We start from the raw sequence: 11206 nt of genomic DNA on the forward strand, positions 1-11206 counted from the left end.
ACGGCGGGAATGGCCCTGGCATTTTATAAAACCGCGAGGCCGGAAAATAAGCAGAAATTAAAAATCACCCTTATTCCGCTGATCGTCACCTCGTTTCTGGTCGGTATCACTGAGCCCTTTGAGTTCCTGTTTATCTTTACCGCACCGCTGCTCTGGCTGGTCTATTCGCTGCTGGATGGCTTTTTCCAGATGCTGGCCTGGCTCCTTAACGTCCGGGTCTGTGCAACGAACGGCATTATCGATTTCATCGTTTATAACATCCCGGCAGGCGCGCGCCTGACGCGCTGGCCCATCTTTGTGGTTCTCGGCCTGATGGAAACCGCGACGATGTACTTTGTCGGTAAATTCCTGATTACCCGCCTTCGGCTAAATACGCCGGGCCGGGAGCAGGGTGAACCCGGCGCTGAAAAAAAGGCGAGCGCCGGTCCGGCGGGTCAGGCAGCGGGTGAACAGGTGGTCCTCGGGCTTGGCGGCAAAGGGAACGTCTGCTCTGTCGATAACTGCTTTACGCGACTGCGGGTTGACGTGCGGGATCCCGCTTTGATTCAGGAAAGCCTTCTGAAGAGCAGCGGCGGCGCCAGCGTCATTATCAACGGTCATCACGTTCAGGTTATCTACGGCGTTGGAGTGAATAAAGTTCGCAGTGCCGTAAATAGCTATTTAGATATTCATGAATAAAGAGGTGGAAAATGAAAGATAAATTTGTTGTCACTATTGCCGGCGGTGGCAGTACCTATACTCCGGGGATTGTTATGATGCTGCTGGAAAATATGGACCGCTTCCCCCTGAGCGAGATCCGGCTGTATGACAATAACCCCGATCGTCAGCGCGTTATCGGTGAAGCCTGTACCATTCTGGTGGCGGAGCGCTATCCGCAGGTTGCGTTCAGCTTTACAACCGATCCGCAGGAGGCGTTCACCGGCGTCGATTTCGTGATGGCCCATATTCGCGTTGGCCTGTATGAGATGCGGGAAAAGGACGAAAAAATCCCGCTTAAGTACGGCGTTATCGGCCAGGAAACCTGCGGGCCGGGGGGCATTGCCTACGGTATGCGCTCCATCGCCGGCGTGCTTGAGCTGGTGGATTATATGGAGGCCTACTCGCCGGGGGCGTGGATGCTTAACTATTCCAACCCGGCGGCTATCGTTGCCGAGGCGACCCGTCGGTTACGCCCCGCGGCGAGAATTATCAATATTTGCGACATGCCGGTCGCCATTGAAGGATTGTTTGCCGACATTCTCGGGCTCTCGTCGCGTAAGGAGCTGAACGTCAGGTATTTTGGCCTCAATCATTTCGGCTGGTGGACCAGTATTACGGATAAAGCCGGCAATGATTTAATGCCCGCCCTGAAGCACCACGTTGCCGAGATGGGTTACTGCAGCCCGAAAGAGGATTTTCAGCATAAAGCGCCGAGCTGGATTGAGACCTTCAAAAAGGTGAAAGACGTCTTCGCCCTCGACCCCGATACGCTGCCGAATACCTATCTGAAATACTACTTCTATGCCGATTACGAGGTTGCCCACTCCGACCCTGATTTTACCCGCGCCAATGAGGTCATGGCGGGAAGAGAGAAGGAGGTGTTCGATATGGCCAGAGAGATAGTCGTGCGGCAGAGCGCCAGCGAGGCCCATTTCCACGCCGGGGCGCACGCGACCTTCATCGTCGACCTCGCCTGCGCCATCGCGTTTAATACCCAGGAGCGGATGCTGCTGATCGTGGAAAATAACGGCGCTATCGCTAATTTTGATGATACGGCGATGGTTGAGGTCCCTTGCCTGGTGGGAATTAACGGTCCGGAGCCGCTGGCGATGGGGAAAATTCCGCTTTTCCAGAAGGGGATGATGGAGCAGCAGGTGGCGGTGGAGAAGCTGGTTGTTGATGCCTGGGTTGAGGGCAGCTATCAGAAGCTCTGGCAGGCCATCACCTTGTCTAAGACGGTGCCGAGCGCCTCGGTGGCTAAAGCGATTCTCGATGACTTAATTGCTGCTAATCGCAGCTACTGGCCGGCGCTGAAGTAAACCTCTGCCGTCCGTCGCTATGCCCGATGACCCCTGTCGGGCATAGACGGGAGCAGGGCGCCAAACGTTGTGCGCCTTGCTCATCCGGGGCGCCGCGTTGGCGCGCCCGTCGGATTACCTGAACGGAGAGCTCAGGGGCACTTCTGCATCAGGCTGGTGAGTAATCCGGTTGCGCAGATCGCGGCGGATCATCTCAATCGCCCAGAACCAAAATATATGTCCGACCAGTTCAGAGATATATTCCCCGGCGGGTATATTGAGCAAGGATGGCGTCAGGCCCAGCAGCGGGAATGAAATCCAGTGAACGGCAATAGTGGCGATAATCCCTGCCCATGCCCCCTGCCATAATTTGACTTTAGGAAATACCTCAGCGACCACGCAATACCCAATGGCGAACACCAGAGAGAAAATAATATGCGTTACCATCACCGGATTAATAATGTGTTCTGAAAAGGTGTAGACCGTCTGGGTCGGATCGATGCCAAGGTAATCACGTAAGAAAATATACGGCGGGTTAAACTCATCCCGGCCGCCGGAAAATGTTCTCGGCGGTAAAGGAACCTCGGCTCCCCATTTGACAAACGCCGACATCACCCCGGCAATAATACCCACGAATAGCGCCACGCCATAACGGCGCCTGCCGGGCTCTGTTTGCACAAAAAAATCCTTAACTGCCATTTCTACCACCCTGTAATTACATAAGTTTACGTTCACTCATACTCATAAATAAGTAGTTTTGATTCTTTGATCTCGATCACACTAAGTCCATAGAGTTGAACTTGTACTCTTTATGAAATAAGAGTAAGGAAACACCATTATTGGTCGTTGACAAACCCGAGGGAGGGGCAGTCATAAACGTTTTCATCGCTATCACTCTCCTTCAGGAGCGTGCCCGTCATGCCCGGTCTCGGCGTCTGACCGGAGCTATTTTCAAGCGCGTAAATCGCTATGTGGCTGCAGGTTAATAAATTTAACCGGCTTCCCCGGTACCGTCTTAAATAGTGTCCCGGGGCCGAGTTTTTTTATTTCAATAGCCGTGGAGCATCGTCGCCCGCCTATTTTTATCGCCGCTTAATCGCAAAACAGGTTGCCGAAGCGTAATGGCAATAATGTTCCGTTCCGGTTTAGCGTAATTTATATACCCCCGCCTGCCACGGACTTAACGCAATCGCGGTACTCTCTTTTGCCGTATCGCTTTGCTGATTGGTCTCTATCACCACCTGTTCAATAGCGTCATTATCCGGCAGAGCATAGCGAACCGGCTGTTCTTTAAAGTTCACCACCACCAGATAGCGTTCGTTATCAAGGGTTCGGGTATAGGCGTAAACGCTATTATCCTGCGGGTTGAGATCCTGATAGGCGCCGTAAACCAGCGCCGGGAGCTCATGACGCAGGTGAATCATCTGTTTGTAGTAGTTGAGCACTGATTTATTCTCAGTTAACTCACGCGCCGCGTTGATTTGCACATAGTTCGGGTTGACGTGAAACCAGGGCTTACCGGACGTAAACCCGGCATTTTGGCTGTTATCCCACTGGAAAGGCGTTCTGCTGTTATCCCGGCTGGTCAGGCGCACGTTGTTGAGAAACTCCGCTGCCGTGACTTTTCCGCTTTCGACATAGTCATGCCAGAAGCCTTTCACTTCGATGTCGTCAAATTCGCTTAGCTTTTTAAACGGGTAGTTGGTCATTCCCAGCTCAGAGCCCTGATAAATAAACGGCGTTGCCCGCTGGGTCAGAGTGACTGTTGCCAGCGCTTTAGCGGAGGCCTCCCGCCACTGCGGCGTATCATCGCCAAAATGCGACACCGCGCGAGGATTGTCATGGTTATCAAGGAAGAACGTGTTCCAGCCATACTCCCCGACGGTGGTATCCATTTTACCGACGATCTGACGGAACTGGGAGAGCGTCCAGGGTCTGTGGCGCCAGCGCTCGTTGCTGTCGCGGTCAAGACGGATTAGGTCAAACATAAAGGCCATATTCAGCTCATGACGACGGCGGTCAAAGAACTGCGACGAGCGATCCAGCGGTACGCCAAAGATTTCACCGGCGGTGGCAACATCATAGTGGGACAGCACCTCCCGGTTCATTTCCTGGATATATCGATGAATGTTGGGGCCCATGGTGTATTGCTGGGCAAAGTTTTTCTGCTGCTCGGGAGTGAGGTCGGGGAATCCCGGGATTTTGGAGTATGTCGCCACGGTATCAAAGCGCATCCCTGAAACGCCTTTATCCAGCCAGAAGCGGAGCATCGCGTAGAGATCTTCGCGTACCTTTGGATTATCCCAGTTCAGGTCGGGCTGCTGCCTGGCGAAATAGTGCAAATAGTATTGTCCTGACTTCGCGTCTTTTTGCCATGCTGAACCGCCAAAAAATGACGGATAGTTGTTCGGCGGCTGATTATCCTTTCCGTCACGCCAGAAATAGTAGTCGCGGTAAGGATTGTTTTTACCGCTTTTACTTTGAATAAACCACGGATGGCGATCGCTGGTATGATTGATGACGACATCGATCATTAAGCGCATATTGCGCTTTTTCATTTCGGCGATCAGCGTATCGAAGTCCGCCATGGTACCGTACTCTTTCATTATTTGCTGGTAATTGCTGATGTCGTAACCGTTATCGGTATTCGGTGAGTCGTAGTGGGGGTTTATCCAGATTGCGTCGATACCGAGAGATTTGAGATAGTCCAGCTTTTCGATAATACCTCGAATATCGCCGATACCATCGCCGTTGGTATCCTTAAAAGAACGCGGATACACCTGATAAAAAACCGCCTCTTTCCACCACGCCGGGAAAGTATTTTCCTTATGAACATCGATATCCTCGGCGAAGGAGGGGGTGGCGCTGAGGCTCGGACAAGCCCAGGTCATCATCAGTGATGATAGGGCCACCGCCGCCGCCGTACGGCGCTTAATAAAAGACATACTGTTTTCCTTATAAGTGAGTTGTGAGTGCTTAAATTTTTAATCGTTAAATAAAGGTGTAAATCATCAGCAGCCAAAGCATGGCGCCAACGATAGTGATAAATTTCAGCAGCAGGTTATTGCCCGGGAAGGTATATACCGGTGGCAGCGACCCGTCTATTTTATTTTTTTCCAGCTTTCCATTGTGTTACCTTAATTAAAGCGACGACCACAAGAGACAGCATCGCCAGCGATAAGGTGCTCACGCCAGGCGTCCTGTCGAAACCAATACCGGTATCCTGTATTGAAGGCCGTTTGGAGGATCGGCAGAGCGGGCACGATCATATCCGTTGCCAGCGCCGATACCGATGCGGCAAGAATAAGATACAGATACATCCTGAGCATAATAAACTCTTCCTTAAGTTAGCGGGTTAAATTATCAGGGGTTGTTATTTAAGTTCTGCTGGCTTTTTTCTCGACGGAACAGATGCCAATCCCTGTCATGATTAACAGGGCGCTCGCCAGGTGATATACGTGCGGTGGAGTATGTAAAAACAGGATGCTTAATATCCCGCCGGAAAGAGGAATAATATGCGTGTAAATTTCACCGCGGGTGGCACCAATGGCGGCGATGCCTTTATTCCAGAATAAATAGGCGAGCCACGAGGGGAAAATAACCAGGTACGCCAGGCCGCTGAGGAAAAATGCGTCATGGTAGGCGGCGAAGGAGAGGGCCGGCTGGCGCGCGAACCACAATATTATCACCGGGAGCAGCAGAAGGGCGCCTACGAGCGAGCTGACGGCGACGAAAGCGTTCGCCGGAATGCGGCGGTCCTTATTGCGCAGCAGGGAGCAGTACAGCGCCCAGCTCAGCGCCGATCCCATCGCCCAGAGATCGCCCGACTGGAAACTCCTCAGCCCCTCAGGATGCAGCAGGTTGCCCTGCAGAAGGAGGATCAGCACGCCCGCCGTACTGAAGATAACGCCCAGCCAGTTACGCCGCGAAACCCGGTCGTGGAAAATAAGACGATTAATAATCAGGACCATGCAGGGGGTCGCGGACATGTAGATCGCCGCATTCAGCGCAGAGGTCGTCTGCAGGCCTATATAGAGCGTGAGGGGGAAACTTACCTGCCCGCAGAGGGTTAAGATCAGCAGAGTGGAGGCATTTTCACGCAGCAGCACGCGGCTCTCGCTGATTTGCCGATGATAGAGCACCACCAGCAGCAGCGCCGTCAGCGCCCATCTTGCTTCGGTCATGAGGATCGGATCTGCACCCTGCACAAGAATATGTCCTACGACATAATTCCCCCCCCAGAACAGGGCCGCCAGCGTGAGTAACAGATAAGGCATGCTGAATCCTTGCATCGCTTAAAACTGTACTAAATGGTAACGTTAAAATTTTAATAACATCAACTTTATTTTAAATTAAAATAAAGTTTTTAATATAATTCAATATTATCATGTGGTTAGTTATTTATTGCTGGCGTGCTAAAAATCTTATTGCGGCGTGTATGGCTGTACTATAACGTATATATACCATGCATTTTACAGGGATAAATTAATGCGTACCACTGAGAATGATTTCACCGGTAACGAGCGACATGGCTCTGTGTCGATGCCTTCTCTGGATGAAACGATCGACCAGCTCATCCACAGCAATGCACTTTCGCTGAAGCTGACGGCCAATCCGCTGCTCGCAGACAGGGTCTGGCATCTTACGGAGAACACCTGCGTCAGGGCTTTTTCCGCAGGCGACCCCGTGGCACGAAAGTGCGCCCACGCTGCGCTGTTCAAGCTTTATCAGGCCTGGCTGGCTGAGCCGCTATCCGCGCCGGCGCAGAACCAGTTCCACCCTTTGCTCTCTGCGGTAAGAAGCTATATCGAGTCAGAGTGGCTGCGGGCGGAAAACAAACGTTTTATTGCGCATAAGCCGGTACTGAACGCCGGGAATATCGTCGAAGAGCTGAGGGATTTATGTCAGAGGCACCCGGCCTCGCACCATCCGCTTTTCGACTTTCTCTCCGCTTGCGCTTCAGAAGCGCAAATAGATTATTTTTTCAAAAGCGATAGCGCGCTGAATCTGCTGTTTTTCGATCTGGTGGCGATGGGGCTGGTGGGATCTGTACCGGAAACCCGCGCGGAGATTGCGCAAAACCTTTGGGATGAGATAGGCCAGGGAAGCAATGAGATCACCCACGTTAATCTGTATAAGGATCTGCTGAAACGCCGGGATATTGCCTTACCCGATAACCATTTCGCTCATCTGTATGACTGGCAGGGGCTGGCCGGATATAACGCTTTCATGCTCGGCGGCGTCAACCGGCAGCATTACTATAAATCCCTTGGCGTGATGGCGATGACGGAGCTGCTGGATCCGCCTCAGTATCAGAAGCTCGTTGCAGGGTGCCGCCGCATTGGCCTGACGGCGCGCGACGTGCATTACTATTCGGAACACATCACGGTGGATATCGGCCATGCCGACGGATGGCTGAATAACGTTATTGTCCCCATCGGCAAAAAATATCCGGCGGCGCTGGAGGAGGTCTACGCCGGCGCGGCGCTTCGTCTGCAGACGTGCTGCGATTACTACGATCGCCTGCTCGAGTCCCTGCAGGCGCTGGATGCCCCCGGCGCTGCGTGATGATCAGAGCGTTCCGCCTTCGGAGTAAATAAGCGCTTTCGCCGCGCTCCAGGCCGTCATGCCCGGGGGGATCTCCCGACACTCTGACGACTCCGCCTGCTGGGCGGCGATTGCGCCGTCGATAAGCATGACCATCATCATTGCCACCCGCTCCGCCGGCTCCGGTTTTAAGACTAGCCGCAAAATATCACGAAAAAACTGATAGAGGCGTGATTTAAACAGCGAGCATTTCTCGCGGATTGCCGGGGATGAAGTGCCATATTCGAACAGCGCGCGGGTAAACATGCAGCCGTGGAAATCCTCGCAGGTGAACCAGTTGTTATAGTACTCAAAAACGGCAAACAGCTTCTCTCGCGGGGAGGTTTTATCCGCAGTAATGCTCTGAAGAGCCTGCATAAACTCGTGCTCTTTCAGCTGTAAAATGGCCAGGATGAGCGCTTCTTTATCCGGATAGTAGCGATAGAACGTCATTTTGGAGATACCGGCGTTCTCCGAAATACGATCGATGCTCGGCGACTGATATCCCTCCCTGTTAAACAAAGAGGTGGACTGGCGGATAATTTCCGCCTGTTTTGGCTTCATGCTGGTTCCTGTCGGGCTCTTTAACGTCATCTTTGTTCTCTTCTCCCGCAGCACTCACCCTGCGTTTCTTTTCGCCGGTTGCGCAAAATGATTGAGGGCGTCAAGAAGCTCGGCCAGCTCGGCTTCCGACAGCCGGCAGGCGGATTCTATGCCCTCGCTGATGCACCACAGTTTGTCCTGCAGGTCGTTCCCTTCATCGGTCAGGGTGATGAGCACGCGCCTTTCATCCGCGCTGTCGCGGGTGCGGCAGATGCGACCTGCGCGCTCAAGACGTTTCAATACCGGCGTAATGGTTCCGGTATCCATGCCGAGACTGTTGCCAATGTCACCCACCGTACGGGGCGTCATGCGAAAAAGTTCAAGCATGACCAAATACTGTGGGAAGGTAAGCCCCAGCGGATCGAGGAAAGGCTTATGCAGCCGGTTCATGCGGCTGGCCGCGCCGTAAAGCGCGAATGAAAGCTGGGTGCCGGTTTCCCGTCGCGTCTGTGTTTTCATAGGCGAGAAAGTTACCTTGCTGTTGATTATCTTGTGCAACAGATAAAATTTTAAGGGAATTTATCAGAGAGATAAAGAACCGCGTCGGGGTATTTTTTGCGCCGTGTGGCGCAGGACCTTCACCCCGGCCGTCCGGCGGGAGGCGCATCGGCTGCCGCTTGCCCGGCGCGCAGGGCTTATTCTTCTCTTTCGCCGGACGCATAAAGAGGCAACGAATCACCTAAAACCGGTGGTGGCCGAATCAAACTCGGCGTCATCAGCCAGCACGCACAGCGGTCCCAGCAGGGAAAACAGGCGCTGAATATCGTCATTGGCGGCGGTCAATATAACGGCGGATTTGTTGATTTCATCGGTAAAGGCCAGCATTAATCTGACGCAATCCTCGTGGCGAAACAGCCGGCGCAGGGTCTGAGAGCGGATGGCCGGGACAAGAGAAATCAGCGTCTGCGAGCCGCGCAGCTGCAGATGTTTTGCGAGCTCGTACAGGGCTTCGGGGCCAGCGTTGATAATAACGACATCCGCCTCATCAATCACCGACCCGGGACTATCGAGCGTCCAGCAGGGAAACTCCCCGGCGAGCATCTGGGCAATCCTGCTTTTACCCGGATAGAGGAACACTTGAGCATCGGGCCGCGCCCGGAAAAATCCTCTCACCAGTTGTTCCGTCAATGCATCGACGCCCACAATTCCGATCCTTTTCATCCGTTCCCCCGGCTAATGCTGCGATCTGGCGCAGTGCCCGCGCTCAAGGGCTGCCAGATATGTGGTAGCGTGCGTACTCGGGCCAGTCCGTTTTATCCCGAGGTGTGGAAGCGCCGCCCTCGCGGTCCGGCCGCTGCTTGCCGCGGGGGCAAAGAGGCGAAGGGAGCCCGTTAATTTTACCGGAGCGGGATTGCGCTGTGACCACATTACCAAATGGTCACTCATTGTCAATCAGGACGCATTACGCTAAGCTGAAAAAATGAATAAACATACAGATGTACATCCCCCACGGGGACCCTCGGACCACGGCGTCCGCGACCGGGTCGTGGAAGCCGCCACGGAACATTTCGGGCATTTTGGCTATGAGAAAACCACGGTCTCCGACCTGGCTAAAGCCATAGGCTTCTCAAAAGCTTATATCTATAAATTCTTCGATTCGAAGCAGGCAATCGGCGAGGTTATCTGCGCCAACCGGCTGGCAATGATTATGGCGATTGTTGATGCAGCGATCGCTGACGCGCCGACGGCTTCCGAAAAGCTGAGGCGCTTATTCCGATCGCTCACCGAGGCCGGGAGCGATCTCTTTTTTCACGATCGCAAGCTTTACGACATTGCGGCGGTGGCCGCGCGTGACAGGTGGCCTTCGGCGGAAAAGCATGAACAACGCCTGCAGCAGCTGATTGAGAAAATCCTGCTGGAAGGGCGACAGAGCGGGGAGTTTGAGCGCAAAACGCCGCTGGACGAGACGACACACGCGATCTATCTGGTTATGCGGCCCTATATCAGTCCGGTTGAGCTGCAATACAATCTGGATACCGCATCGTCAGCCGCTGCGCTGCTCTCGTCACTGATATTAAGAAGTCTGTCACCCTGATTTGTGACTATTGACAAATTTGGTCACTGGTTTGAGAATGCGGCTACCGTCCTGTTAAATCGATAAGGGTACCCATGCTCAGGCTCAAACCTGCCACCTTTGCTGTTTGCCTGTTGCCGTTTGCCCTTGTGGCCTGCGGCGACGCCTCTACTACCGACGATCCACGTACTCAGCCTCCTCTGGTCAGGTCTGCGACCGTAATGAGTGCTATGGATGCCTCCCGCGCGTTTACCGGCGTTGTTGTCGCCCGGGTGCAAAGCGATCTCGGTTTCAGAGTGCAGGGCAAAATCCTTGAACGCCTGGTCGATACCGGCCAGACCGTCAGGCGCGGCCAGCCGTTAATGCGCCTGGATCCCGTTGACCTGAGCCTGCAGGCGCAGGCTCAGCAGCAGGCCGTCGCGGCTGCCCGGGCCCGCGCAAAACAAGCCACAGCGGATGAGGCGCGCTACCGCGGTCTGGTCGCCACTGGCGCCGTTTCTGCATCGGCCTACGACCAGATAAAGGCAGCCGCCGATACGGCCAAAGCTGAGCTCAGCGCGGCGCAGGCGCAGGCGAACGTGGCGCAAAACGCGACAGGCTACGCCGTGCTGCTGGCCGACGCCGACGGCGTGGTCATGGATACGCTGGCGGAGCCCGGCCAGGTGGTCAGCGCCGGTCAGGCGGTGGTTCGCCTGGCCAGAGCAGGCCAGCGCGAGGCCATCGTGCAGCTGCCAGAGACGCTACGCCCGCCCGTCGGAAGCGCGGCCATGGCAACGCTGTACGGCACGGACAAACAGCCGGTTCCGGCAAAGCTGCGCCTCCTTTCCGATGCCGCGGACTCCGTCACGCGTACCTTCGAGGCGAGATACGTGCTTGAAGGGGCGCTGGCGAGCGCGCCGCTGGGATCTACCGTGACGCTGCATATTGCCGACGATAAAGTCCCGGGCCAGGTGATGCAGGTGCCGCTCGCTGCCATCTACGATCCGGGCCAAGGGCCGGGGGTCTG

General features: G+C 54.4%; 10 protein-coding genes and 1 pseudogene. 5 read left to right on the top strand and 6 right to left on the bottom strand.

The features are described 5' to 3' along the window. Both PFH44_RS20135 and PFH44_RS20140 read left to right on the top strand, forming a co-directional pair. The coding region (locus tag PFH44_RS20135; protein WP_283825938.1) for a glucose PTS transporter subunit EIIB at window positions 1–678 on the top strand (678 nt) is incomplete at its 5' end. 11 nt (window positions 679–689) lie between these two features. Further along, window positions 690–2018, top strand: a complete 1329-nt coding sequence (locus PFH44_RS20140) for a 6-phospho-alpha-glucosidase (RefSeq protein ID WP_283825939.1) — start codon at window positions 690–692, stop codon at window positions 2016–2018. A 114-nt stretch (window positions 2019–2132) separates the two neighbouring features. Here PFH44_RS20140 and PFH44_RS20145 read toward each other — a convergent pair whose 3' ends face one another. From PFH44_RS20145 to PFH44_RS20155, 3 genes are all read right to left on the bottom strand, one after another. Continuing rightward, entirely contained in the window at window positions 2133–2696 is a 564-nt protein-coding gene (locus PFH44_RS20145) for a YagU family protein (protein ID WP_041145078.1), read from the bottom strand. Window positions 2697–3142: 446 nt separating this feature from the next. Continuing rightward, window positions 3143–4891 carry a glycoside hydrolase family 13 protein gene (locus PFH44_RS20150; RefSeq protein ID WP_283825943.1) on the bottom strand — a complete coding sequence of 583 codons (1749 nt, stop codon included), beginning with the start codon at window positions 4889–4891 and terminating at the stop codon, window positions 3143–3145. Between the two features lie 483 nt (window positions 4892–5374). After that, window positions 5375–6274, bottom strand: coding sequence for a DMT family transporter (locus tag PFH44_RS20155; protein WP_283825940.1), 900 nt, complete (start codon window positions 6272–6274; stop codon window positions 5375–5377). A 211-nt stretch (window positions 6275–6485) separates the two neighbouring features. On the opposite strand from PFH44_RS20155, the pseudogene PFH44_RS20160 reads away from it, so the two are divergent. Next, window positions 6486–7593 (top strand): annotated as a pseudogene (locus PFH44_RS20160) (iron-containing redox enzyme family protein). On the opposite strand, the gene PFH44_RS20165 reads toward PFH44_RS20160, so the two are convergent. The 3 genes from PFH44_RS20165 to PFH44_RS20175 form a co-directional block, all read right to left on the bottom strand. Next, window positions 7569–8147: a TetR/AcrR family transcriptional regulator gene (locus PFH44_RS20165; RefSeq protein WP_045854967.1), complete on the bottom strand. Its 579-nt coding sequence runs from the start codon at window positions 8145–8147 to the stop codon at window positions 7569–7571. The pseudogene PFH44_RS20160 and the gene PFH44_RS20165 overlap by 25 nt on opposite strands. A gap of 54 nt (window positions 8148–8201) precedes the next feature. After that, complete coding sequence (locus PFH44_RS20170; protein WP_227503015.1) at window positions 8202–8645, bottom strand: MarR family winged helix-turn-helix transcriptional regulator; 444 nt, start codon at window positions 8643–8645, stop codon at window positions 8202–8204. Window positions 8646–8861: 216 nt separating this feature from the next. Further along, complete coding sequence (locus tag PFH44_RS20175; RefSeq protein ID WP_082079067.1) at window positions 8862–9347, bottom strand: NADP oxidoreductase; 486 nt, start codon at window positions 9345–9347, stop codon at window positions 8862–8864. Window positions 9348–9606: 259 nt separating this feature from the next. On the opposite strand from PFH44_RS20175, the gene PFH44_RS20180 reads away from it, so the two are divergent. Both PFH44_RS20180 and PFH44_RS20185 read left to right on the top strand, forming a co-directional pair. Then, on the top strand, window positions 9607–10221 hold the full coding sequence (locus PFH44_RS20180; RefSeq protein WP_045854968.1) for a TetR/AcrR family transcriptional regulator: 615 nt from the start codon (window positions 9607–9609) through the stop codon (window positions 10219–10221). A 74-nt stretch (window positions 10222–10295) separates the two neighbouring features. Further along, a partial coding sequence (locus PFH44_RS20185) for an efflux RND transporter periplasmic adaptor subunit (RefSeq protein ID WP_283825942.1) occupies window positions 10296–11206 on the top strand: 911 nt, incomplete at its 3' end.

The organism is Klebsiella sp. Ech2A (assembly GCF_030078455.1).
Classification (GTDB): domain Bacteria; phylum Pseudomonadota; class Gammaproteobacteria; order Enterobacterales; family Enterobacteriaceae; genus Klebsiella; species Klebsiella terrigena.

What these genes read in the sequence shown, in the direction of transcription:
- PFH44_RS20145 (WP_041145078.1), bottom strand. Translation starts at nt 2,696, where the DNA reads ATGGCAGTTAAGGATTTTTTTGTGCAAACAGAGCCCGGCAGGCGCCGT.
- PFH44_RS20180 (WP_045854968.1), top strand. Translation starts at nt 9,607, where the DNA reads ATGAATAAACATACAGATGTACATCCCCCACGGGGACCCTCGGACCAC.
- PFH44_RS20165 (WP_045854967.1), bottom strand. Translation starts at nt 8,147, where the DNA reads ATGAAGCCAAAACAGGCGGAAATTATCCGCCAGTCCACCTCTTTGTTT.
- PFH44_RS20150 (WP_283825943.1), bottom strand. Translation starts at nt 4,891, where the DNA reads ATGATGACCTGGGCTTGTCCGAGCCTCAGCGCCACCCCCTCCTTCGCC.
- PFH44_RS20140 (WP_283825939.1), top strand. Translation starts at nt 690, where the DNA reads ATGAAAGATAAATTTGTTGTCACTATTGCCGGCGGTGGCAGTACCTAT.
- PFH44_RS20170 (WP_227503015.1), bottom strand. Translation starts at nt 8,645, where the DNA reads ATGAAAACACAGACGCGACGGGAAACCGGCACCCAGCTTTCATTCGCG.
- PFH44_RS20155 (WP_283825940.1), bottom strand. Translation starts at nt 6,274, where the DNA reads ATGCCTTATCTGTTACTCACGCTGGCGGCCCTGTTCTGGGGGGGGAAT.
- PFH44_RS20175 (WP_082079067.1), bottom strand. Translation starts at nt 9,347, where the DNA reads ATGAAAAGGATCGGAATTGTGGGCGTCGATGCATTGACGGAACAACTG.